General features: G+C 72.0%; 24 protein-coding genes. 11 read left to right on the top strand and 13 right to left on the bottom strand.

The window, feature by feature from the left end:
- Entirely contained in the window at positions 1–795 is a 795-nt protein-coding gene (locus ACIQHQ_RS36095; protein WP_402620632.1) for an SURF1 family protein, read from the top strand.
- A gap of 428 nt (positions 796–1223) precedes the next feature.
- Here ACIQHQ_RS36095 and ACIQHQ_RS36090 read toward each other — a convergent pair whose 3' ends face one another.
- The 4 genes from ACIQHQ_RS36090 to ACIQHQ_RS36075 all read right to left on the bottom strand — a co-directional run bounded on the left by ACIQHQ_RS36090 (position 1224) and on the right by ACIQHQ_RS36075 (position 5851).
- Entirely contained in the window at positions 1224–2270 is a 1047-nt protein-coding gene (locus tag ACIQHQ_RS36090) for a hypothetical protein (RefSeq protein ID WP_402620683.1), read from the bottom strand.
- Between the two features lie 128 nt (positions 2271–2398).
- On the bottom strand, positions 2399–2974 hold the full coding sequence (locus tag ACIQHQ_RS36085) for a SigE family RNA polymerase sigma factor (RefSeq protein ID WP_402620629.1): 576 nt from the start codon (positions 2972–2974) through the stop codon (positions 2399–2401).
- 523 nt (positions 2975–3497) lie between these two features.
- Positions 3498–4574, bottom strand: coding sequence for an aspartate-semialdehyde dehydrogenase (locus ACIQHQ_RS36080; protein WP_402620626.1), 1077 nt, complete (start codon positions 4572–4574; stop codon positions 3498–3500).
- A complete protein-coding gene (locus ACIQHQ_RS36075; RefSeq protein ID WP_031140483.1) occupies positions 4574–5851 on the bottom strand; it encodes an aspartate kinase in 1278 nt (425 codons plus the stop codon). Before ACIQHQ_RS36075 ends, ACIQHQ_RS36080 begins: the two co-directional genes overlap by 1 nt.
- A gap of 235 nt (positions 5852–6086) precedes the next feature.
- Between ACIQHQ_RS36075 and ACIQHQ_RS36070 the strand changes: the two genes are divergently transcribed.
- Entirely contained in the window at positions 6087–6839 is a 753-nt protein-coding gene (locus ACIQHQ_RS36070; protein ID WP_402620621.1) for a response regulator transcription factor, read from the top strand.
- Entirely contained in the window at positions 6836–8230 is a 1395-nt protein-coding gene (locus ACIQHQ_RS36065) for a sensor histidine kinase (RefSeq protein ID WP_402620618.1), read from the top strand. The genes ACIQHQ_RS36070 and ACIQHQ_RS36065 overlap by 4 nt, the downstream gene beginning before the upstream one ends.
- Positions 8231–8236: 6 nt before the next feature.
- Here the strand turns inward: ACIQHQ_RS36065 and ACIQHQ_RS36060 are convergent, their stop codons facing one another.
- A complete protein-coding gene (locus ACIQHQ_RS36060) occupies positions 8237–8761 on the bottom strand; it encodes an SgcJ/EcaC family oxidoreductase (protein WP_402620615.1) in 525 nt (174 codons plus the stop codon).
- Positions 8762–8933: 172 nt separating this feature from the next.
- Here ACIQHQ_RS36060 and ACIQHQ_RS36055 point away from each other — a divergent pair, with 172 nt between their 5' ends.
- From ACIQHQ_RS36055 to ACIQHQ_RS36040, 4 genes are all read left to right on the top strand, one after another.
- A complete protein-coding gene (locus ACIQHQ_RS36055) occupies positions 8934–9770 on the top strand; it encodes a PhzF family phenazine biosynthesis protein (RefSeq protein WP_402620612.1) in 837 nt (278 codons plus the stop codon).
- Positions 9771–9876: 106 nt separating this feature from the next.
- Complete coding sequence (locus tag ACIQHQ_RS36050; RefSeq protein WP_402620609.1) at positions 9877–10503, top strand: hypothetical protein; 627 nt, start codon at positions 9877–9879, stop codon at positions 10501–10503.
- A 1-nt stretch (position 10504) separates the two neighbouring features.
- The gene (locus tag ACIQHQ_RS36045; RefSeq protein WP_402620607.1) at positions 10505–11404 is read left to right on the top strand and encodes a hypothetical protein; all 900 of its coding nucleotides are present in this window, start codon (positions 10505–10507) and stop codon (positions 11402–11404) included.
- Positions 11405–11425: 21 nt separating this feature from the next.
- Positions 11426–12085, top strand: coding sequence for a response regulator (locus ACIQHQ_RS36040; protein ID WP_402620605.1), 660 nt, complete (start codon positions 11426–11428; stop codon positions 12083–12085).
- Positions 12086–12102: 17 nt separating this feature from the next.
- On the opposite strand, the gene ACIQHQ_RS36035 is transcribed toward ACIQHQ_RS36040, so the two are convergent.
- The 3 genes from ACIQHQ_RS36035 to ACIQHQ_RS36025 all read right to left on the bottom strand — a co-directional run bounded on the left by ACIQHQ_RS36035 (position 12103) and on the right by ACIQHQ_RS36025 (position 13790).
- Positions 12103–12762, bottom strand: a complete 660-nt coding sequence (locus tag ACIQHQ_RS36035; RefSeq protein ID WP_402620602.1) for a DUF5063 domain-containing protein — start codon at positions 12760–12762, stop codon at positions 12103–12105.
- Positions 12755–13354: a recombination mediator RecR gene (recR, locus tag ACIQHQ_RS36030; protein WP_402620599.1), complete on the bottom strand. Its 600-nt coding sequence runs from the start codon at positions 13352–13354 to the stop codon at positions 12755–12757. The genes ACIQHQ_RS36035 and recR overlap by 8 nt, the downstream gene beginning before the upstream one ends.
- 94 nt (positions 13355–13448) lie before the next feature.
- Positions 13449–13790: a YbaB/EbfC family nucleoid-associated protein gene (locus ACIQHQ_RS36025; protein ID WP_078885280.1), complete on the bottom strand. Its 342-nt coding sequence runs from the start codon at positions 13788–13790 to the stop codon at positions 13449–13451.
- A gap of 276 nt (positions 13791–14066) precedes the next feature.
- On the opposite strand from ACIQHQ_RS36025, the gene ACIQHQ_RS36020 reads away from it, so the two are divergent.
- Positions 14067–14825 carry an SLATT domain-containing protein gene (locus ACIQHQ_RS36020; protein WP_402620595.1) on the top strand — a complete coding sequence of 253 codons (759 nt, stop codon included), beginning with the start codon at positions 14067–14069 and terminating at the stop codon, positions 14823–14825.
- Between the two features lie 6 nt (positions 14826–14831).
- On the opposite strand, the gene ACIQHQ_RS36015 is transcribed toward ACIQHQ_RS36020, so the two are convergent.
- The 4 genes from ACIQHQ_RS36015 to ACIQHQ_RS36000 form a co-directional block, all read right to left on the bottom strand.
- The gene (locus tag ACIQHQ_RS36015) at positions 14832–16385 is read right to left on the bottom strand and encodes a substrate-binding domain-containing protein (protein ID WP_402620592.1); all 1554 of its coding nucleotides are present in this window, start codon (positions 16383–16385) and stop codon (positions 14832–14834) included.
- A 130-nt stretch (positions 16386–16515) separates the two neighbouring features.
- A complete protein-coding gene (locus ACIQHQ_RS36010) occupies positions 16516–18708 on the bottom strand; it encodes a protein kinase (RefSeq protein WP_402620590.1) in 2193 nt (730 codons plus the stop codon).
- Positions 18709–18785: 77 nt separating this feature from the next.
- The gene (locus ACIQHQ_RS36005; protein ID WP_402620588.1) at positions 18786–19262 is read right to left on the bottom strand and encodes a MarR family winged helix-turn-helix transcriptional regulator; all 477 of its coding nucleotides are present in this window, start codon (positions 19260–19262) and stop codon (positions 18786–18788) included.
- Positions 19259–19882 carry a DJ-1/PfpI family protein gene (locus ACIQHQ_RS36000; RefSeq protein ID WP_402620585.1) on the bottom strand — a complete coding sequence of 208 codons (624 nt, stop codon included), beginning with the start codon at positions 19880–19882 and terminating at the stop codon, positions 19259–19261. The genes ACIQHQ_RS36005 and ACIQHQ_RS36000 overlap by 4 nt, the downstream gene beginning before the upstream one ends.
- A 161-nt stretch (positions 19883–20043) precedes the next feature.
- On the opposite strand from ACIQHQ_RS36000, the gene ACIQHQ_RS35995 reads away from it, so the two are divergent.
- From ACIQHQ_RS35995 to ACIQHQ_RS35985, 3 genes are all read left to right on the top strand, one after another.
- Entirely contained in the window at positions 20044–21399 is a 1356-nt protein-coding gene (locus tag ACIQHQ_RS35995) for an aspartate aminotransferase family protein (RefSeq protein ID WP_402620582.1), read from the top strand.
- A 118-nt stretch (positions 21400–21517) separates the two neighbouring features.
- Positions 21518–22219, top strand: a complete 702-nt coding sequence (locus ACIQHQ_RS35990; RefSeq protein ID WP_402620579.1) for a GntR family transcriptional regulator — start codon at positions 21518–21520, stop codon at positions 22217–22219.
- Between the two features lie 121 nt (positions 22220–22340).
- Positions 22341–22991: a hypothetical protein gene (locus ACIQHQ_RS35985; RefSeq protein ID WP_402620576.1), complete on the top strand. Its 651-nt coding sequence runs from the start codon at positions 22341–22343 to the stop codon at positions 22989–22991.
- Positions 22992–23002: 11 nt separating this feature from the next.
- Here ACIQHQ_RS35985 and ACIQHQ_RS35980 read toward each other — a convergent pair whose 3' ends face one another.
- A complete protein-coding gene (locus ACIQHQ_RS35980; RefSeq protein WP_402620574.1) occupies positions 23003–23296 on the bottom strand; it encodes a hypothetical protein in 294 nt (97 codons plus the stop codon).
- Between the last annotated feature and the right edge of the window lie 100 nt (positions 23297–23396).

Raw genomic sequence — 23396 nt, 5'->3', positions numbered from 1 at the left:
GTGTACCGGTTTCTGCTGACGCCCCGGTGGTGGGGGATCAACGTCTTCGTGCTGTTGTCCATCCCCTTCTGCGTCTTCATGGGGTCCTGGCAGCTGAGCCGGTTCGAGGACCGTGTGCAGGGCCACCGCGCCGCGACCGAGCAGGTCTCCGAGGCCCGGCACGAGGCGCCCCGGCCGCTCGCGGACATGCTGCCGGTGGACAAGGCGACGTCCGGGAAACTCGTCACCGCGACCGGACGCTACGGCAGGCAGTTGCTGGTGCCCGGGCGGGAACTCGACGGCAGGCAAGGCTTCTACGTGCTGACGCTGCTGCGGACCGGCTCGGGTGAGGCGCTGCCGGTGGTGCGGGGATGGCTGCCCGGTACCGCCGGCACGGCGAAGGTTCCCGCCCCGCCGGCCGGTGAGGTCACCGTCACCGGGGCGCTGCAGGCGTCGGAGACGCCGGGGGACAACGGGGTCAGCGCGCAGGGCGGGCTGCCGGCCGGGCAGACGTCGGCGATCAGCGCGGCGTCACTGGTGAACCTGGTGCCGTACGACGTGTACGACGCCTGGGTCACGTTGGCGAAGGCCGACTCGGGGATGAAGGCGGTGCCGGCCGCCGCGCCCCCGGACTCGGGGCTGGATCTGAAGGCATTCCAGAACCTGGGCTACACGGCCGAGTGGTTCGCCTTCGTGGGGTTCGTGATCTTCATGTGGTTCCGGCTGCTGCGCCGTGAGGTGGAGTTCGCGCGGGACGCGAAGCTGGGGCTGGTGGCGGACGAGGAGCCGGTCGCCGTGGATGCCGCCGTGAGGTGAGCGGCATCTCCGCCCGGCCCGCAGTCGGGCGGAACGGGCCGCCGGCACTCCCGCCCCCACTCGCCGGCACGCACGCTCACGTCCGGGCGGTGACGAACCCGCCGGCACTCCCGTCCAGTACACCGGGCCCGGCCCGCAGCCGGGCGGAACGGGCCACCGGTGCCCGCCCCCATCCGCCGGCACGCACGCTCACGTCCGGGCGGTGACGAACCCGCCGGCACTCCCGCTCCCGCTTGCCCGCATGCTCGGATCCGGGCGGTTACGACCCCGCCAGCACTCCCGTCCAGTACACCGGGCCCGGCCCGCAGCCGGGCGGAACGGGCCGCCGGCGCCCGCCCCCACCCGTCGGCACGCACGCTCACGTCCGGGCGGTTACGAACCCGCCGGCACTCCCGCTCCCGCTTGCCCGCATGCTCGGATCCGGGCGGTTACGACCCCGCCAGCACTCCCGTCCAGTACACCGTCCCCGCGCACGCGTTGGACACCGTGACCGAGGTACCGCCCGAGCCTGTGCCCGGGGTGTAGGCCACCGCGACGCTGCCGTCGACCGTGCCGTCCTCCGTGGCCAGCTGGGGGGCCGTGCCCGTGCCCGTGTCGCCGCCGGTGGAGGTGCCGGCCGTGGTCGCCGGGTCCTCCGAAGGGGTCGGGTCCGGGCTCGGGTCGGGGCCGCCGACGCTGCCGCCGGGGGTGGGGCAGGTCTCGGAGGGGACCCAGGCGAACTTCACGTCGTAGCCGAGGCCCGGCTGGAGCACCAGCTGGGCGGCTTCCAGGGACGGGTCGGGCAGGAGCCCGGCCGCCGCGTCCCCGGCGGTGTGCCGGACCGCACCGACCTTGCTCATGTCGGCCGCGCCCTGCGGCAGCGCGCTCACCGAGCCGGGGCCGGTGACCGTACAGGCCGCGCCGGAGACGTTGACGACGCGGAAGGAGCCGGAGACCGCGCCCGTGGAGTCCGGGGCGTTGCTGCTTCCGGAGGCGGGGCCGAGCTGGGCCGGGGTGCACGCCGGGATACCGGCGGCGGTGGTGGAGGAGGGGTCGGTACCGCCCTGGGACGCGCCGGTGGAGGCGCCGGTTCCCTTGCCCTTGTCCTTCTCCTTCTTGTCGCCCTTCTCCTTGTCCTCGGTCTTGCCGGAGGAGCCGCCCGAGGTGCTCGCGCCGCCGTCCGGGCCCTTGCCCTCGCTCGCGCCGCCCTGGGTTTCGGAGGCGTGCCCGGCGACGGAGGGGTTGGCATCGGAGCCGGTGGCGTTGGAGACGTGTACGAGGGCGGGGATGGCGGTGCCGATGAAGAGGGCGGCGGCGGCCATGCCGACGACGGCCTGCCGCCTGCGGGCCCGCCGCTGCGGCACCGCCTTCCGCAGATAGTCCAGGGTGCCGTCGCGCGGTTCCACCTCCTGCACCACTTGGTGCAGCATCGTGCGCAGGTCCAGCTCGTCCGAGTCGAACCCTCCGGGGTTCTGGTCGTCGGGGCCGTGGTTCACAGTTCCGTTCCCAGCGTGCGATTGCTTCGGATCTTGCCCGTGCAGCCTTGTCGGCGCCTGCCACCCGTCGAGGCGCTCGGCGGGCTCGGGGCGGTCGCGCCCCTTGCCGCCCGCGCCGTTGCCGTCACTCATGCCGGCGCCTCCATGGCGACCCTGAGCGCCGCGATACCGCGCGAGCCGTACGCCTTGACCGAGCCCAGCGATATGCCGAGCGTCTCGGCGACCTGTGCCTCGGTCATGTCCGCGAAGTAGCGCAGCACCAGCACCTCGCGCTGGCGGCGCTGCAGCCCCTTCATCGCCTTGATCAGGGAGTCGCGCTCCAGCTGGTCGTAGGCGCCTTCCTCGGCGCTGGCCATGTCGGGCATGGGCTTCGACAGCAGCTTCAGGCCGAGTATGCGGCGGCGCAGCGCGGAGCGCGAGAGGTTGACGACGGTCTGGCGCAGGTACGCCAGGGTCTTCTCGGGCTCGCGGACCCGCTTGCGGGCGGAGTGGACACGGATGAACGCCTCCTGGACGACGTCCTCGCAGGAGGCGGTGTCGTCGAGGAGGAGCGCCGCGAGACCCAGCAGCGAGCGGTAGTGCGCCCGGTAGGTCTCGGTGAGGTGATCGACCGTGGTGCCGGCCGCTACGCCGTCCTCCGCACCGTCGCGCTGGTCGGGTATGCGGGCCGGCCGCGCTGCGGGCACGGGCGCGATCACCGGCATGCCACCGGGCGTACCGGGCATGCGGGGTCGGAGAGCCGCCGGACGGGGCGGTCGAAGGACCGCGCCGCGTGCCGCGCTGAAGTCGAGTACCTCTGCCACGCCTGTTGGACACGCGTACCCCTGTGAGGGTTGTACGTGCCGGGCATCACTTTCACGCCGACCGTCGCCGTCGACGGTCTACCCGCGTCAGGCAGCACAACCAATGGTGCATCAAATGCCCTCATGCGTCCCGCTCTTCCCCTATGTCCAGATGTGAACGGACGTCCCCACGTCCGGTTCCAGGCGTCCCCACGCCTGATGAAGCGCTCCCACGGTCGAAGGGCGACCGCAAAGACGCTCCCCGCCCTTCGCGCGGTTGCGGAGAGCGGGGAGATAAATCCTCTGATGTTGAAGCGTCCGGGACAAGTGATCCGGACCATCGACCGGCTCACATGTCGTCCGCAGATCCTACAAACCGCCTATGACATCGGCCGGGGGTTTCGGCACGGCGAAACTTCACGAAAACCCGGGCGGACCGCCGGGTTCAGGACATCCCGGCCGCGACCAGCTCGGCGATCTGCGCGGTGTTGAGCGCGGAGCCCTTGCGCAGATTGTCCCCGCACACGAACAGTTCGAGCGCCGTGGGGTCGTCCAGCGCCCGCCGGACCCGCCCGACCCAGGTCGGATCGGTGCCGACCACGTCGGCGGGGGTGGGGAACTCCCCGGCGGCCGGGTTGTCGAACAGCACGACCCCGGGCGCTGTGGCGAGGATCTCGCGGGCCTTGTCGACGGTGACCTCACCCTCGAAGCGGGCGTGCACCGTCAGGGAGTGCGTGGTGATGACCGGAACCCGGACACAGGTGACGGCCACGGGGAGGCCGGGCAGGCCGAGGATCTTGCGGGACTCGTCCCGCACCTTCAGCTCCTCCGAGGACCAGCCGTCCTCCTGAGCCGTACCGGCCCACGGCACGACGTTCAGGGCGACCGGCTCCGGGAACGGCCCGGTGTGGTCCCCGACGGCCCGGCGGACGTCACCGGGGTTGGTGCCGAGCTCCGTGCCGGCGACGAGGGAGAGCTGCCGGCGCAGGGTCTCCACACCGGCGCGCCCGGCGCCGCTGACGGCCTGGTACGAGGAGGCGACCAGCTCGCGCAGCCCGAACTCGGCGTGCAGCGCGCCCAGGGCGACGATCATGGAGAGCGTCGTGCAGCTGGGGTTGGCGATGATCCCGCGCGGGCGCATCCGCACGGCGTGCGGGTTGACCTCGGGCACGACGAGCGGCACGTCCGGGTCCATCCGGAACGCGCCGGAGTTGTCGACGACCACCGCGCCCTTGGCAGCGGCGAGGGGCGCCCACCGCTCGGCGACCTCGTCGGGGACGTCGAACATGGCGACGTCAACTCCGTCGAAGGCTTCCTCGGTGAGCGCCACGACCTCGGTCTCCTCACCGCGCACGGCCAGTTTGCGGCCGGCCGAGCGCGGGGAGGCGATGAGTCGGATCTCGCCCCAGATGTCCGCCCGCTGGGACAGGATCCGGAGCATGACCGTGCCGACGGCTCCGGTCGCTCCCACCACGGCGAGCGTCGGGCGTCCGGACCGGCCGGTTCGGTCGGGTCCGGCCATCAGCGGCCGGTGCCTCCGTAGACGACGGCCTCGTCGCTGTCGGAGTCGAGCCCGAACGCGGAGTGCACGGCGCGGACGGCCTCGGGCACGTCGTCGGCGCGCGTGACGACCGAGATGCGGATCTCGGAGGTCGAGATCAGCTCGATGTTGACGCCCGCGTCGGACAGGGCCGTGAAGAAGTCGGCCGTGACGCCCGGGTTGGTCTTCATGCCGGCGCCGACGAGGGAGATCTTGCCGATCTGGTCGTCGTAGCGCAGCGAGTCGAAGCCGATGCCGGCCTTGTTCTTCTCGAGCGCGTCGATGGCCTTGCGGCCCTCGGTCTTCGGCAGCGTGAAGGAGATGTCCGTCAGGCCCGTGGAGGCGGCGGACACGTTCTGCACGACCATGTCGATGTTGATCTCGGCGTCGGCGATCGTGCGGAAGATCGAGGCCGCCTCGCCCGGCTTGTCCGGCACACCGACGACCGTGACCTTGGCCTCGGAGGTGTCGTGCGCGACACCGGAGATGAGAGCCTGCTCCACCTGCTTGTCCCCTTGCGTAATCGGCTCGCTGCTGACCCAGGTGCCCTGAAGTCCGCTGAAGCTGGACCGGACGTGGATCGGGATGTTGTACCGGCGGGCGTACTCCACACAGCGGTGGAGCAGCACCTTCGACCCGGATGCCGCCAGTTCGAGCATGTCCTCGAAGGAGATCCAGTCGATCTTCCGGGCCTTCTTCACCACCCGCGGGTCGGCGGTGAACACACCGTCGACGTCGGTGTAGATCTCGCAGACGTCGGCGTCGAGGGCGGCGGCGAGAGCCACAGCCGTGGTGTCGGAGCCGCCGCGGCCGAGCGTGGTGATGTCCTTGGTGTCCTGGCTGACGCCCTGGAAACCGGCGACGATCGCGATGTTGCCCTCGTCCACCGAGGTCTTGATCCGGCCCGGCGTGACGTCGATGATCCGGGCCTTGTTGTGGACCGAGTCGGTGATGACACCCGCCTGGCTGCCGGTGAACGACTGGGCCTCGTGGCCCAGCTTTTTGATCGCCATGGCCAGCAGGGCCATGGAGATCCGCTCTCCGGCGGTCAGCAGCATGTCGAGCTCGCGTCCGGCAGGCATCGGGGAAACCTGCTCGGCGAGATCGATCAGCTCGTCCGTCGTGTCGCCCATCGCGGAAACCACGGCAACCACCTGGTTGCCGTTCTGCTTCGCTTCCACGATCCGCTTGGCGACGCGCTTGATGCCCTCGGCATCGGCTACGGAGGAGCCTCCGTACTTCTGCACGACAAGGCCCACGTGCGCTCCTCGCTCAATCCGTCTCTGTCCGCTCATACGCATTCGTACCGCGGTCGGCTCAGTCTAACGAGCGTCCGAAAAACCCCTCCGCGATATCGCATGGTGAGATCCCGGCCCGCCCGTCCAGAGTCGCTCATGCCCAACCGGCACGGAGGCCACTCGGGAAAGTGCCCGGGGTCACAACCAGCGCCCGGGCGAACCCTGTGGCCCAACTTTCAAGCATTATGGTTCGGCTGTGCGCGTACTCCTGGTGGAAGACGATGAACCGGTCGCCGAGTCCCTGCGCCGTGGCCTGAAGCGCTACGGCTTCGAGGTCGAGTGGGTCACCACGGGCGGGGCGGCCCTGCGGCACGAGCGCCCGTACGACGTCGTCCTGCTGGATCTCGGCCTGCCCGACACCGACGGCCTGGACGTCTGCAAGACGCTGCGCGAGCGCGGCGACGTGCCGATCATCGTGATCAGCGCCCGCAGCGACGAGACCGACCGGGTGGTCGGCCTGGAGCTCGGCGCGGACGACTACGTCTCCAAACCGTTCGGCGTCCGGGAGGTCATCGCGCGGATAAGGGCGGTCACGCGCCGCACGCGGTCCCGCGCCCCGGCGGGCGCGCCCGACGCCGGCCCCGACCGCTACGGCACCCGCCTGACCATCGACCGCAGGGCTGCCCGGGTGCGCCTCGACGGCGAGGAGGTCGCCCTCGCGCCCAAGGAGTACGACCTGCTGGCCTTCCTCACCGAGGAGCCCGGGGCGCTGATGTCGCGCGAGCAGATCATGGAAGCGGTCTGGGACGCGAACTGGTTCGGGCCGACGAAGACACTGGACGTGCACGTGGCGGCGTTGCGGCGCAAGCTCGCGGGGGCGATCACCATCGAGGCGGTGCGCGGGGTGGGCTTCCGGCTGGAGATCACCAGGGACACCGACTCCGGCGACGCGGGCGGGAACGGGGGCGGCGCGGGCGGCGGCGCGGGCGGGGCCGGCGGCGCCTCATGATCCGCCAGCTCGTCCGCAGCTACGTCCTGCTGGTCGCGGTCGCGATCGCGCTGTTCACGGTGCCGGTGGCGTTCACGCTCACGGACCAGCTGCGCCGCGACACCCGGGCGGCCGTCCTGCGCGAGGCCGATGCCATGGCCCTGCTGCTGGGCGACGGCCGCGCCGCCTCCTGCGAGGCCCTGGAGAAGATGGCCAGGGCCTACGACGACGAGATCCAGGTGACCCGCACCGCGAACTGCCCGGCGGACCTGCCCCGGCCGACGGCCGACGCGGCACTGGCCCGGGCCCTGAAGGACGGCACGCCCACGACCGACTGGGGCTCCTCCTTCATCTGGGGCCCCGAACTGGTGATCACCGTGCCCGCCCGCGCGGCCGGAACGGACCGGGTCGTCGGCGCCGTACGCATCGTCTACTCGACCGGCGAGATGACCGGCCGGCTGTGGCGGATCTGGGGCTTCCGGGCGGTCCTCGCCGTGCTCGTCCTCGGGGTGGCCGCGCTGCTCGGCGTCGTGGTGGCCCGGCGGCTCACCCGGCCGCTGCGCCAGCTCAACGACATGGCCAGCAAGTTCAGCGACGGCGATCTGACCGCCCGCTCCCCCGTGACGGGCCCGCCCGAGACCCAGACCCTGGCGCGCACCCTCAACCAGGGCGCCGAACGCCTGGACACCCTGATCGCGGCCCAGCGCATCTTCGTCGCGGACGCCTCCCACCAGCTGCGCACCCCGCTGACGGCGCTGCGGCTGTCCCTGGACAACATCGCGGACGGGGTGGACGACGAGTTCGTACGGGAGGACGTGGAGCAGGCGACGGCGGAGGTCGTGCGGATGAGCCGGCTGGTCAGCGGGCTGCTGGTGCTGGCCCGGGCCGAGGCGAAGGTGACGGCGGCCGAGCCGCTCCCGCTGATGGACATCGTGCGGGAGCGGCTCGCCGTGTGGAGGCCGGCCGCCGACGAGCGCGGAGTCACCATCGCGCTCAGGGGGAGTATCGACGGCCGGCCGGCCGTGCTGGCCAGCCCCGGTGCCCTGGACCAGATGCTGGACAACGTGCTCTCCAACGCCCTGGAGGTCTCGCCCGACGGCGGGACGATCACCGTGCGGGTGGAGCCCCGGGGCGATGTGGTGGGGGTGTCGGTCCTGGACGAGGGGCCCGGCATGTCGGACGCCGAGAAGTCCCGTGCCTTCGACCGTTTCTGGCGCGGTCAGGGCCTGACCGGGAAATCCGGCTCCGGCCTGGGTCTCGCCGTCGTCAAGCAGCTGGCGACGGACGACGGCGGGACCGTGGCGCTGACGGACGCTCCCCCCGCCTCGGCTTCGCTCGCCCGGGGGCGCCCCGAGAGGGGCGGCCTGTGCGTGACGATCACGCTCCGGGCGTCCCACCGGGGTGGCGGCTGACCCGGCTCAGCCCTGCGGCATCTTCGACGAGTGGTGGTTCACGATGAGCCACCTGCCGTTCGGCTGCTTCTCGTAGGCGTAGGTGTAGCGGGCCTTGACGGTGCTCTTCTCGCCCGTGTCGTGGTCGGTGAGGGCGAACTCGTAGACGCCGGTGTCGATGACGGTGTCCCGGTCGAGGACGTTGACGACCGACTCGACCTTCGTCCCGACCGGCTTGTTCCGCAGGAAGTGCTCGAAGTAGTCGACGATTTCGGCTCTGTCCGTGCGGACCTCGTTGGAGACCGTCGGCAGCAGGACGGCGTCCTTCGCGTACAGGTCGGCGACCTTCTCCGGGTCACCGGTCCGCAGCGCGGCGTTCCAGTGGTCGAACAGCTCGAGTACCTGCCCCTTGGTCACGGGCGCGGCGTGCTGCGCGCCCTTGCTCCCGGAGTCGGCACCGGCGATCCCGGCACCGAGGGCGAAGGTGCCCGTGGCCAGGACCGCGGTGGCGGTGGCGACGGCTATGCGACGGCGGGCGGGGCGACGGTTCATGTCGTCTCCAGTGCGATCGAGGGGAGTTGACCTGCCTCCGCGTTCTGCGCGGTGGAAGTGACTCCAGCCTCGCGTTTCACCGGTCAGGGGCCGTACAGCCCACGTACAGGGCCCGTACAGGGCACCCCCAAAACACGCTGCGTGACAGGGGGCCGGGAGCTACCGTCGGGGCATGGAGATACTGCGCTACGTGGCGTTCAGCACGGATCCCGAGGGCGGCAACCCGGCCGGGGTGGTGCTCGACGCGAGCGGCGCCGACGCCGCGGCGATGCTGGCGACGGCGGCCGAACTGGGCTATTCGGAAACGGCGTTCGCGGTGGAGTCCGACGACGGCTCCCTGGACGTCCGCTACTTCAGCCCCCTCGCCGAGGTGCCGTTCTGCGGCCACGCCACGATCGCCACGGCCGTCGCCCACGCGGAGCGGCACGGCACCGGGCGGCTGCTGCTGCGCACCGCGGCGGGCCCGGTCACCGTCACCACGGACCGCTCCGCGGACGGCACCCTCGTGGCGACCCTGGTGAGCGTCGCGCCGCGCACCGTCCCGCTCGAGGAGGCCGACCTCACCGCGCTGCTCACGATCCTCGGCTGGTCCGCCGAGGACCTGGACCCGGCCCTGCCGCCCCGCGTGGCCTTCGCCGGCGCCTGGCACCCGATCATCGCCGCGGCGAGCCGGGAGCGGCTGGCGGACCTGGACTACGACATGGCGGCGCTCACCACCCTCATGGCCCGCAGGGACTGGACCACGATCGACCTGGTGCGGCGGGAGTCACCCACCGTCTACCACGCCCGCAACCCCTTCCCGCCCGGCGGCGTGGTCGAGGACCCGGCGACGGGAGCGGCGGCGGCCGCGTTCGGCGGCTACCTGCGCGAGCTCGGCCTCGTACCGACCCCTGCCACTCTGACCGTTCACCAGGGCGCGGACCTGGGACGGCCCAGCACGATCACCGTGACCGTACCGGCGGAACCGGACACGGGCATCGGCGTGACGGGAGCGGCCGTACGGCTCTGACTCGGGAAGGTCGCTCTTCTGCGTGAAATGTGCGCCAACTCCCTTGCTGTATACGGGCCTTGCCCTACGCTGATTTGCTCGCGCACGTCGCTGTCGGGGGGCGATCATGATCGTGCAGTGGTGTATCAAAGGGCTGGCGTTACCGGGTGACGACGAGGCCCGCGCGCTCGTCGACGGCAGGTCCGGGATCTCCAGCCGCTGGTTGCTGAAGTACGGCCGGGTCTCGCTGGCCGAATTCGCGACCAGGCTCACCGAGCAGAACCTTGATCGGCACGTCAATCACTTCGAGCGGAAGGACCCGGCCACGGGACTGCCGTTCTGCGAGGAGAGCCCGTTCATCTCCCTCTCGTGCGGGACGGTGGAGCGGGACGCGGTGGCGAAGACCAACTTCGTCCACACCGCGCGCCACACGGCGTTGTGGTTCGGCACGCAGTTCGGAGCCCGGCCGGAGGCCTACCTCTACACGTGCTGGGTCGTGCTGGCACCCCGGCCGGCGGTGTCGGTGCACGGGGTCGCCGAGGAGATCCGGGACCTGAACACCTACCGCAGGTATTCGCCCTTCCAGACCGAGGGCGAAGTGACGGCCAAGGTCTACGTACCCGCGACGCAGGTACGCGGCTGCGAGAAGTGGACCTGGGATCGCGGGGAGGGACGGCTGCGCAAAAGGTGGGAGTACCTCAATCCCCACTTCACGGAGCCCGAGGCGTTGAGCAATGTCCGGGAGCTGATCTGAGATGGCCTTGCCGCCCTCGGATCCCTCGCCGCTGCGGCCGCTGCAGCTCTCCGCCGAGCAGGTCGCCCTCGCCGCCGACTTCCACGAGGCCTACGCCCGCCTGGTCCTCGGGGAAGCGGATTCCGAACAAAGGCCGACCTCGCATGCCCTGATCGAGGCCGCGTCGGCCTACCGGCTGGCCGGCCAGTGGCGCCTGCTGGTCGATCCCCGCCTGGCCGTTCGGGGGGCGCTCGCGCAGGCCGCCGACCTGTTCACCAGGGCAGGTCTCACCTTCGGCGCTTATCTCCAGGCCTCACTGGCACCCCGCGGGGTCGAGCGGTCCACTCGCGAGAGGTGGACCCGGCGGCTGCTCCTGCACGGCAGCACCAACGACGCCATGAGGCGCGAGACGGACGACCTGCTGGACCACCCCCAGCAACAGGCCTATCTCCTGCTGGCATGCGCCGTGCTGGCCGGACAGGATCCGGAAGCCAGGGACACGCTCACCGGATTCGCCACCGAGTCGCCGCACCGGGTCGGCGTGGTCCCGGTGGGCTCCCTGGCCATGCCCGTACGGATGTTCTGGGGGCTCGCCCTGAACCTCCTGGAGGAGGACGGCGACCACGCGGCGGAGTCCTACGCCGCAACGCTGTCCGAGCTGTCCCGGGCCTACGCCAAGTCGGTCGATCTCGCCATGGCGAACGAACTGACCTGGTTCAAGGCGGCGGCCCCCGTGGATGTCGCTGACCTCGACGTGATCGGGGCGATGGCGATGGGGGTACGGCGTTTCGGCGAGGTCAGGATGCGTCGCCTGCTGGCGGACGTAGCCGGTGAGCTTCCGGCCGTAGCCGGGGTGCCGCTGAACATCGGGATGAATGTGGCGAGGCCGCCCGGTCCGCACATTCCGCCTCTCGACCTGTGACCACCCTCTCGGAGGCATGCCATGAAGGAAGCGAGCGCCTTGATCGAGGCCCTCACCGGGCTCGCCTGGCCGCTGTTCGCCTCGGTGGTGGTCTGGCGGCTGTTCCCCTTGATCAAAGGCCTCGTGGGCAGGGGCAACTTCACCGTCCGGGTCGGGGATGCCGAGCTGACCGTGCAGCAGTTCTCCGACCAACTCGTGGAGACCACCGCGGACATCCAGCAGCGGCTCACCGCCGTCAGCGCGGGTGACGGGCCGCAGGAGGCGTCCGAACCGGCCGAGCGGCCACCCCGTCTGCTCCGCAGAGTGCTGTGGGTGGACGACCAGCCGGCGAACAACGCCTACGAGACGGCCCAACTCCAGGCCCTGGGCGTGGAGGTGGTGCACGCCACGTCCACGCAGGAGGGCGTCCGTGCTCTGCACCGGGCTCGGCCCGCCTTCGACGCCGTGATCTCGGACATGGGCCGGAGCGAAGTCGCCGGATACAACACGGACGCCGGACTGGACCTCATCCGCGAGATCCGGACCTTCGACGACGCGACACCGGTGTTCGTCTACGCCAGCGCCAAGACGCTGGCGAGGACGGACGAGATCGCCACCGCGGGCGGCAACGGTGTCGCATGGTCACCCATGAAACTCTTCGATCTGCTGCACGGCGCAGGGGAGTTCCCGGGAGCGGCCTGAGCGCCGCTCCACGGCGGCTACGTCGCCGGGCGCAGACCCAGGGGCCCGGCGATCTCCTCGGCCATCACCCGGCCCGCCTCTATCTCCAGGGTGTCGTCGCCCATGCCCTGGTCCGTGTCCAGGCCGTCGAGTTCGGCGAGGGGCTGGTTGAGGCGGACGTGGGCGAGGATCGACTGCAGGGCCCGGAGGGTGGCCGACGCCGTGGAGCCCCAGTTGGAGAAGTAGGAGAACTGCCACCACCACAAGGCCTCGCTGGTGCGGCCCGCGCGGTAGTGGGACATGCCGTGGCGCAGGTCGGCCATGACGTCGGCCAGGTCGTCGGAGATCCGGGCCGGCACGGGCGCCTTACGAGGCTCGTAGGGGTCGAAGACCTCGGAGTAGACGTCGATCGGGTCCAGCAGGCGGGCCAGGTTCTCGCGGAGCGCGTCGACGTCCGGCTCGGGGCCCGAGTCGGGTTCGTAGCGCTCGTCGGGCACGATGTCCTCGTGCGCCCCGAGCCGGCCGCCGGCCAGGAGGAGTTGCGAGACCTCCAGGAGGAGGAAGGGCACGGCCGATTCCGGCTCGTCGCCCTTGGCGACCTCCGTGACGGCCACCAGGAAGCTCTCGATCTGGTCCGCGATCTGGACCGCGAAATCGTCCGGGTTCTGGTCGGTCGCGTGCAGCGTGGCGTCAGACATCTAGGAGTCGTCTCCCCTCGAAGGCGCGGCCGAGTGTGACCTCGTCCGCGTATTCCAGGTCGCCACCCACCGGGAGGCCGCTGGCCAGGCGGGTGACCTTCAGGCCCATGGGCTTGATCATGCGGGCGAGGTACGTCGCTGTCGCCTCGCCCTCCAGGTTCGGGTCCGTGGCGAGGATGAGCTCGGTGACCGTGCCGTCGGCGAGACGGGCCAGCAGCTCCCTGATGCGCAGATCGTCCGGGCCCACCCCGTCGATCGGGCTGATCGCGCCGCCCAGGACGTGGTAGCGGCCCCGGAACTCACGGGTGCGCTCGATCGCCACGACGTCCTTCGGCTCCTCGACCACGCAGATGACGGCCGGGTCGCGGCGGGTGTCGCGGCAGATGTTGCACAGCTCCTCCTGCGCGACGTTGCCGCAGGTCGCGCAGAAGCGGACCTTGGCCTTGACCTCCATCAGGGCCTGCGCGAGACGCCGTACGTCCGTCGGCTCGGTCTGCAGGATGTGGAAGGCGATCCGCTGCGCGCTCTTCGGACCGACGCCGGGCAGCCGTCCCAGCTCGTCGATCAGGTCCTGGACCACGCCTTCGTACAACGGACTGCCCTTCCTGGGTCTTCGGGGTCGGTACGCACCGTCCCGTACGTACCGTAGTTGTCGACCGCCTGCCAGAGGAAGGCGGTGCGCCGGGTCAGAACGGCAGGCCGGGGATGCCGCCGCCGCCCAGCCCCTGCGCGAGCGGGCCCAGCTTCTGCTGCTGGAGCGCCTGCGCGTTCTCGTTGGCCGCCTGGACGGCCGCCACGACGAGGTCGGCGAGGGTCTCGGTGTCCTCGGGATCCACCGCCTTCGGGTCGATCTTCAGGGCGCGCAGCTCGCCGGCGCCGGTGACGGTGGCCGTCACCAGACCGCCGCCCGCCTGCCCGTCGACCTCCGTCTGCGCCAGTTCCTCCTGCGCCTGTGCCAGGTCCTGTTGCATCTTCTGGGCCTGCTGGAGCAGCTGCTGCATATTGGGCTGGCCACCACCGGGGATCACGATCAGCTCCTTGCTCGGTACGGGTTTTCCCGTTCGGCACGAGCCTACGTGGTCGGGGCTTCCGTCGCCGCAGCACTCTTTCGAGTGAGTCCCCCTCGCGCCCTATACCCGATCAAGGAATACTTCCGGGCGGAAAAGACGCGAAAGCTACTTCTTCGCCACCCATTGGGAGGTAGGAAGGGTCGGGCGCGTTCGGGAGGCGGTCTCTCGTCCCTCGCGCAGCGTGATCGGTGAGTGAACCGTGCGTGGTCGTTCGTGGTCAGTGAGGAGTGCCGGGTGGGTCAGCCGGAGATGCAGCCCGAGGGGCCGCCTCAGGACGGGCGGGGCGAGCAGGCGGCGGCCGGGCTGCGGCCGGGCGATCTGACCGGGCGGATCTTCCCGCTCGGGGACTGGGGCGAGCCGGCGGTCCGGCTGGACGAGCTGTACCGGTGGGTGGAGCGCGGGGCGCTGCGGACGGCGGCCTGGTACCTCGTGGACCGGGTGTGGAAGCGGCGGTGCGCGCGGGTGCTGCGCTGCGGGACCGCGGCCGGGGCGGTCACCGGGGTCGCGCTGCCCCTGCTGGATCTGACCGGCGTCGCGGACGGGATCGCGCCCTGGGGGTGTCTGGCGCTGCTGCTGGGCGCCGCGTGCGTGGCCGTCGACCGGTACTTCGGGGTGACGTCCGGGTGGATGCGGGACGTGGCCACCGCACAGGCCGTGCAGCGGCGGCTTCAGGCGTTGCAGTTCGACTGGGCGGCGGAGAGCGTGCGGGAGGTGCTGGGACCGGCGGAGGGGACGGCCGGTGAGGCCGCTGAGCGGTGCCTCGGGGTGCTGCGGAGGTTCTCCGAGGACGTGACGGAACTGGTGCGGGTGGAGACGGCGGACTGGATGGGGGAGTTCCGGTCGGGAAGTGCCGCGCCGGTGGCGTTGCAGACGGTGGTGTTCCCCGGGCCGGCGCGCGGCCCCGAGGCGGGGGTGAACGGGCGGTTCGCCGTGCCTCCGGCGGGGGGCGCGCGGCCGAACATGCCCCGGCAGCGGCCGCCGGAGCCGCGCTGAGGAGCCTCAGCTCCCGCCGTCACGCGCGCACAGGGTGAGCCCTTCGGGGGTCCAGCACGGCAGGTGGCCGTGGGTGCGGATGACGTCCTGGCCGTTGCCGCGGGCCAGGTACGTGAGGAAGCTCGACGCCAGGGAGTCGGCCGGGGGGCGGCCGTAGGTGTAGGCGTACTCGATCTCGCGGTACGGGTAGTCGCCGGTGCCGTGCTCCAGGGCGTCGACCGAGGCGGGATCACCGTCCAGCCGCAGGGAGTGCAGACCCTTGGCGCGGGCGGCCAGGTTGAGTTCGCTGTAGCCGATGGCGCCGGGAAGGCCGGCGACCGTGGCCAGGACCTGTTCGGTCGAGTCGAGTTCGCAGCGCAGGACGGCTGCCGTCGGATCGTCCTTGTGGACGCAGTCGACGGACGAATTGGCGATCTCGCCCCGGCCCAGCACCCGGCGCTGGAAGACCTGTCTCGTCCCGGAGTTGGCGTCCCGGCTGACGAGGCGCACGGGCAGGTCGGGCCCGCCGAGCTGCCGCCAGTTGCGGATCTCGCCCCGGTAGAGGCGCCGGACGTCGTCGGTGGACAGGTCGGTCAGCCTCACGTCGTCGTTGACCACCAGTGCGAAGACGGACACCGCCACCCGGTTCTCCCGCAGGCCGGGCAGGCCGGCGGGCTTGGGGCCGTCCGACAGGGCCACCACCGGCGGGGAGCCCCGGGAGTCCCGTTTCGCCCGGGCGCCGGCCGCCGTGAGCTCGCGTATCCCGGCCGTCGAGCCGTGGGCGTCCACGTCGATGACCGGATCGCCGCCGCAGTCCCGCTCGTACCTCGCGGCCACCTCGCGCAGGACGGGTGCGAACGCGGTGGAGCCGGTGAGGGTGAGGGTGCCGCTCGCGCAGCCGATCGGGGGTGGGGTGTCGTCCTGGGCGACGACGATCGCCGCCAGGGTGACCACGCTCGCCGTGAGCGCGAGGGTGATCAGCCGTGCGGCCCGGCTGAACAGCGGGGGTTTCTCGTCCGGCGTGGCGCTGCGGTTGGGATGCACCTCGCCGTCGCGCAGACCGCCGACCAGCCGGATCTCGTCGCCGACGTCACCGCCGGACAGGAGCACGAGCAGCTTGAAGTGGTCGCCGCGGTTGAGCGGGACGCGCGGGATGCGCAGGGTGTTCCCGTCGTAGGCGAAGCCGCGGCCGGCGGTGAAGTGGTCCATGAGGTGGTCGGTGTCGGACGGCTGGGTGACCGAGACACCGCGGACCGTCCTGCCGGTGAACACCGCGGTCAGGCCGTGCAGTTCGGGGCCGGTGTAGTCGTCCCGGTCGATGCCCTGCGAGCCGTCGTTCTCGATGCGCAGCAGCACGAGCGTCGCGTCGGACATGTCGGGAGCCTCGTCGAACAGGCCGAGACGGCGGTTGGCTCGGCCCGAGCGCACGTCGTCACCGATGGGGTTGTCCATCTGCACCCGGTAGCCCACCCGTTTGCGGCGCGGCACCCGGCGTTCGTACCAGACCATCACGCCCGAGGCGATGATGCCGAGGAGGGCCGTGGCCACGGCCACGAGGTTCTCCGCGCTCAACCACTCCATCGTGGGTGCCCCCGCCGCCGCCCGGACGATTCGATCGTCCGGCCACCGTACGGCCGCGCGAGCGCTCCTCCGGTTTTCGTCGGCCGGAATTCGCCCGACGTTCAACGACCTCACGTCCCACAGGAGTTGGTCACTGCTTCGTGTACGTCAGCCGTTCCCCGCTGCTGGTGTTCACGCGCTGGAGCGTGCCGTCCGGGAGGAGGGTGACCTCGGTGGCCGCGCCCGGGGTGCACGCCGTGCGGGGCTGCCCGACTTTCACGCTGGACGGGCCGATCTTCAGCGCACCGTCGGAACCGGGCTGCGCGGTCAGCCGCCCCTCGAACACGCAGTGGTAGGTGCCGCCGTCCTTGGCCGGGCCGTCGGCCACGAGGGAGAGGACCGTGTCCCCGGGTTCCCCCTGCTGGATGGTGAGCGAACGGCTGTGCTCGCCGTCGGCGTTGTCGATGGTCGTGGACCAGGTGCCGAGGTACCCGGTCGGGATCGTGCCGTCCGCCGGGGAGGGGGAGGGGCCGGGCCGCGAGGTCGTCGGGGACGGGCCCGGGGTGGTCGGGGGCGCGCCCGTGCTGCGCGTGTGGCCGGGGCCGTCGTCGGCCCGGTCGTCACCGCCGCCCTGCATCAACGCGTACACCGACCCGCCCGCGGCGAGCGCGACGACCAGGGCGATCACGACCAGCAGCGCGGTGGACCGACCGCCCCCTCGCGGCGGTGGCTGCGGGGGGCCGTACGGCGGGGTCGGGCCGTAGGGCGGCGGGCCATAGGGCGGGGTGGAACCGAGACCGCCGTAGGCGGGGTGGGACGGGGCGACGCCCGGGGCACCGGGCTGGGGGTGCTGCTGGGGGTAGCCGTACGCCGGGTACGGGGCCGGAGCCGGCTGCGCCTGCGGGTGGAACGGGGCACCGGCGGCCGGGAACTGCCGGGGTGCCGGGAGCGCGCCCTGCCCCGCGACCATGGTGGGCGGATGGTTCACCGGCGGCCCCTCGCCCGGCAGGCCCGGCGGAGGCGGCCCGGGGGTCGCGGCGGGCGCCGCCGCGCCGGCCGCGGGCAGCGCCGGGCGTGGCGAGGACTCGTCGGCGGCGGGCGCGTGTTCGGGGGTCGGGCCGGGACTGCCGCAGGGGGCGGACGGCGCGGCGGGACCGGAGGGCCCGAAGGGGACGGGCGGTGCGACGGCGCCGGGGCCCGGGGCCCCGGCCGGGACAGGAGGTGCGGCGGGACCGGGCACGGAACCGGGGGCCCCGGAGGGGACAGGAGGTGCGGCGGCGCCGGGGGCGGAGCCGCGCTGACCGGCCGGCTCGGCTCCGGGACGCTCGGCGGTACCGGGCGGCAGCGCCACGGCACCGCCCTGCTGCCCCGCGGGGGTGCCTCCCCCCTCGCCTTCCGGATCCTCCGCGTCCAGCAGCCGCACGGCGTGCCGCCCCAGCTGGGCGACCAGTGCGCTCGGCAGCCACGGGTCGAGGGCGCGGCCGTCGGAGACGGTGTCGTCGGCGCCCGTGCGTTGCAGGACGCGGTCGAGGGAGGGCCGGGCGGCGGGGTCCTTGCGCAGGCAGTCCCGGACGAGGTCGGCGATGCCCTCGGGGACGCCCTCCAGGTCCGGTTCCTCCTGGGCGATGCGGAACATCAGGGCGTGCACGCCGCTGTGGGCGGTGCCGAACGGCAGGGCGCCGGTCGCGGCGTAGGCGAGGACCGAGCCGAGGCAGAAGACGTCGCACGCCGGGGTGATGCGGTCGCCGCGCACCTGCTCGGGCGCCATGAAGCCGGGCGATCCGACGAGCGCGCCGGTGCGCGTGAGCCCGCCGTCCGTCACCGTCTCCAGCGCGCGGGCGATGCCGAAGTCGATGACGCGCGGGCCGTCGATGGTGACCAGCACGTTGGACGGCTTGAGGTCACGGTGGACGATGCCGGCGGCGTGGATGTCCTTGAGCGCGTGCGCGAGCCCGGCAGCGAGGATGCGGACCGTCCGCTCGGGCAGGGCACCGTGGTCGTGCCCGACGACCTGCTGGAGACTCGGCCCGGCGACGTACCCCGTGGCGACCCACGGCACCGCCGCCTCGGTGTCCGCGTCCAGCACCGGCGCGGTCCAGTAGCCGCCGACCCGCCGCGCGGCCTGCACCTCCTGCCGGAACCGCTCCCGGAACTCCTCCTGCGCGGCGAGTTCCTCGCGGACCAGCTTCACGGCGACCGTGCGGCCACGCTCCGAGCGGGCCAGATAGACGTGCCCCATGCCCCCGGCACCGAGCCGCGCCAGCAGCCGGTACGCGCCGATCCTCCCCCCGTGCTCAACGCCTGGGGGCACCCCCAGCGGGCCCCCGGGCCCCAGCTTCTCCATCGCTCGGCCGCCTTCCCCCCACGTGAGCAACGGATCGAGAATAGTGCGGGTCGGGCCCGGGGCGGCCCGGGCAACGTCTACGGTTCCGTAACAGGCGCAGGGTGTGCGCCGGGCAGCCCCACCTGGTCGAGTGCCTTCGACAGCCGTTCCAGCGTCCGTACCGCCTCCGTCAGCTCCGCCTCCCCGAACGCTTCGGCCAGCCGGTCGGCGAACGCCGCGTGCCCGGGGTCGATCCGGGCGATCGCCGCACGGCCCTCGCCGGTCGGCGCGAGGAGCTTGGCGCGGCGGTGCGCCGGGTTGGGCCGGTACTCCGCCAGACCCCGCTCGACCAGCAGGTCGGCGATGCGCTGCACGCTCTGCCGGGTGATGCCCATGGCGCGGGCGATGCCGGAGACGGGCAGCGGTTCCCCGAGGACCGCGCCGAGCACCTGCCACCAGGCGGCCGTGAGCCCGGCGGGCCGGGCCAGTTCCTCCGCGACGGCGAGAAACTGGCCGTTGAGCTCGAACACTCCGAGGGCGCTGCGGCTGAGCAGGTCCTGGCGCTCGCGGCTCACAGCGCGCCGGCCTTCTCCAGCACCCCGTACGCCTGTGCGTCGGAGTCGTGGAACAGCCGGTACCAGGCGTCGAGCACCTCGCCCTCGTAGACCCCGAGCAGGCGGAGGATCTCGCGGGCGAAGGCGACGGGTTCGGTCGGGCCCGCGGTGATCAGGCCGCCGTCGGTGACGGCGTCGGCCTCGACGTAGCGTCCGGCGCCCGCGTAGCCGGTCGCGGCCAGGTAGAAGGAGACCGCGCTGGTGTGATCGCGGTCGTCGAGCAGGCCTTCCCGGGCGAGGCCGGCGGTGGCGCCGCAGATCGCGGCGACGGGGACGCCCGCGCGGAGGAACTCCCGGGCCGTGCGGGCGAAGGGGGCGAGCTCGCCCGATGTGTCCCAGAGGTCGGCTCCCGGGAGGATCAGCAGCGCGCTGTCCTCGGGGCGCAGGTCGTCCAGGGCGAGGTCGGGCCGGATGTGCAGGCCGCCGGCGCTCCTCACCGGGGCCGTGGACGGGCCGACGGTGCGGATCTCCCGGCCGGCGCGGGCGAGCTGGGCCGTGGCGTGGCCGGTCTCCCAGTCGGCGAGGGTGTCGTAGACGGCGAGATGGACGGGCTTGCCGTGCCGGGCGGTGGTGGCGTTCATGGCTCCTCCTCGGTCCCGTGCGCTTATGACAGCATTCTGTCGATTAGACAGCACACTGTCAATACCTGGCGTTCCGCCTGGACAACCTGTCGCGGAATGCCGCCGACGCCCGACAGGCCGCCGATTTCACCGCCCCCTCCCCCACACCTACGCTCGCCCGCATGACGCCTCAGCCGAACCCCGAAGCCGGCGCCGCCGTGAAGGCCGCCGACCGTGACCACGTGTTCCACTCCTGGTCCGCTCAGGAGCTCATCGACCCGCTCGCCGTCGCCGGTGCCGAGGGGTCGTACTTCTGGGACTACGACGGCCGGCGCTACCTCGACTTCTCCAGCGGGCTCGTCTACACGAACGTCGGCTACCAGCACCCGAAGATCGTCGCCGCGATCCAGGAGCAGGCCGCGAAGATGACGACCTTCGCCCCCGCCTTCGCGGTCGAGGCACGGTCGGAGGCGGCCCGGCTGATCGCCGAGCGGACCCCCGGCGACCTGGACAAGATCTTCTTCACCAACGGCGGCGCCGACGCCGTGGAGCACGCGATCCGGATGGCCCGCCTGCACACGGGCCGCCCGAAGGTGCTCTCGGCGTACCGCTCCTACCACGGCGGTACGCAGCAGGCCGTGAACATCACCGGTGACCCGCGCCGCTGGGCCTCCGACAGCGCCACGGCCGGGGTCGTGCACTTCTGGGCGCCCTACCTCTACCGCTCCCGCTTCTACGCCGAGACCGAGGAGCAGGAGTGCGCGCGGGCGCTGGAGCACCTGGAGACGACGATCGCCTTCGAGGGACCCTCGACCGTCGCGGCGATCATCCTGGAGACGATCCCGGGCACGGCCGGGATCATGGTCCCGCCGCCCGGCTATCTCGCCGGGGTACGCGAGATCTGCGACAAGCACGGGATCGTCTTCGTCCTCGACGAGGTCATGGCCGGGTTCGGGCGGACCGGTGAGTGGTTCGCGGCGGACCTGTTCGACGTCACGCCCGACCTGCTCACCTTCGCCAAGGGCGTGAACAGCGGATATGTACCGCTGGGCGGGGTGGCGATCTCCGGCGCGATCGCCGAGACCTTCGGGAAGCGGCCGTACCCCGGCGGCCTGACGTACTCCGGACACCCGCTGGCGTGCGCCGCCGCCGTCGCGACGATCGGCGTGATGGCCGAGGAGGGCGTCGTCGAGAACGCGGCCCGGCTGGGCGAGTCCGTCGTCGGGCCGGAGCTGCGGGCGCTCGCCGAGCGGCACCCGAGCGTCGGCGAGGTGCGCGGCGTGGGCATGTTCTGGGCGCTGGAGCTGGTGCGCGACCGCGCGACGCGGGAACCGCTGGTGCCGTACAACGCGGCCGGCGAGGCCAACGCGCCCATGGCCGCCTTCGCCGCCGCCGCGAAGAAGGGCGGGCTGTGGCCGTTCGTGAACATGAACCGGACGCACGTGGTGCCGCCCTGCAACATCGGCGAGGCGGAGCTGAAGGAGGGCCTCGCGGCGCTGGACTCGGCACTCTCGGTGGCGGACGAGTACACCCGGTAAAGACCTGTAAACCCGTCAGTAACCGACATTCTCGGGCCTCGTTCGAACGCGTAAGGTGGCGTGCTCGTAGACACATACGCGCACGCCACCCGAACGCGACGAGGGAGACGCCCTGACCATGCCCGCCAGCACCGGCACCGGCGCCGTGACGCGCAGCACCCTGCGGCAGCAGATCGCCGACGCGCTTCGTGACGAGGTGCTGGCCGGGCGGCTCCAGCCGGGGCAGGAGTTCACGGTCAAGGAGATCGCCGAGCAGTACGGGGTCTCCGCGACGCCGGTGCGCGAGGCGCTCGTCGACCTCTCCGCGCAGGGGCTCCTGGATGCCGACCAGCACCGCGGCTTCCGGGTCCACGAGTACTCGGTCGAGGACTTCCGCGGCATGATCGAGGCCCGCGGGCTGGTCATCGAGGGGATGTTCCTCGCCCTCACCGCGGGACGACCCAACGCGGTGCGGCCGGACGATCCCCGGGCCGCCGCCGTCGTCGCCGGGGTCCGCAGGCGCGGCGAGGAGGCACAGCGGGCCGCCGCCGCCGGTGATGTCACCGTCCTCATCGGCTACGACCTGCGCTTCTGGCGCGAGCTCGGCGCCTGCTTCGGCAACCCCTACCTCGCCGACTTCCTGCACCGGCTGCGCGTCCAGACCTGGGTCTGCGCGGTGCAGCACCTGCGCCGGCTCACCGATCTGCGCGGCGAGCTGTGGGCCGGTCACACCGAGCTGGTCGACGCCCTGATCGACCGCGACAACGACACCGCCCGGGCGATCATCGCCGCGTACAACACGCACTCGCTCAGCCTGATCGAGCGGCTCGCCTCCGGATGACCCGAGTCGTCGCTGTCCGTATGGGTATGGGACATGCACGGCGGGAGCCGTGACCGCGGAGCACCGCTACCCTTCTTGACCATCGTGCTACCCGACCACCGCGCTGAGCGAGGAGCCTTCTTTGGCCTGTGACCTGTGGCTGGTACCGCTCGTCGACGTGTTGTGCCACACGCCGGACAACCCCTTCGCCGAGGAACTCGCGCAATACAACAAGGTGCTCGCGGAGGCCGGCCTGCCGCCGGTGCCGGTGTACCAGTACATGCCGGGCCTGTCCGGCGAGGTCGCCCCGGTGGCGGGCTTCGACTACGACGCGCTGCACTTCCTGCGCCGTGTCTATCTGCTCCAGGTGTGCGGCCTGCCGGTGTCACCGGTGGACGAACTGGGCGGCGACTACGAGCAGCTGCTGGAGATGTTCGAGTCGACGGCCCAGCAGTCGCACCTGGTCTGGCACTACGACCACGCGGGCGCCTACGTCCCCGTCGACTTTCCCCGTCCGCTCGCCGACGACGATCTCCTCGCGGGCGGCGGCCCGCTGGGCTCCTCGCACGCCCTGCTGCGGGAGCTGGAGCTGGTCGCCCCGGCGCTCGGCATCGACCCGGCCAACCCGCCGGTGGCCCCCCAGCCGCCGCTCGCCCCGACGGAGCTGGAGGAACCCGCCGTTCCGGCCCCGTACGACCCGAGCCCGTTCGCCCGTGAACGGCACGTCTGGCTCGGGCTGCACGCGGCCGTGACCCGCAGCCTCGCCCAGGGGTCGATGATCGTCTTCAGCTGAGCCGGCGCGGCTCAGCGTCCCAGCTGGGAGAGGCCCTTCTGCACGTCCTCGACGTTCATCACCGGCGTGTAGGTGATCTCCGCGCCCAGCTGGAGGAAGAAGGGCTCGCTGATGACCGGCATCTGCGAACTGTCCTGCATGTCGAAGACCAGGAAAGCGGTGCGCTTGCCGTGGTCGGAGGTGAAATAAGCCGCTTCGGGCTTGATCTGTTCCAGCGACTCCTGGATCAGCTTCCCCATGGTGCCGTTGCGGATGGCCTCGTTGGCCTTCTCCGTGTCCATGGACGCCTTGAGCAGTACGCGCATCGCGCTCACCTTCTTCTGGTCGACGCACGCGGGGGTATGGCTTCAGCGTATGCCCGTTCCCGGCAACTCTCCCTGCGGGAGAACGCGGGCCGCCCCCCGT

It is taken from the genome of Streptomyces sp. NPDC092370 (genome assembly GCF_044755265.1).
Lineage (GTDB): Bacteria > Actinomycetota > Actinomycetes > Streptomycetales > Streptomycetaceae > Streptomyces.
This window is presented reverse-complemented; position numbering and strand designations above follow the sequence as displayed.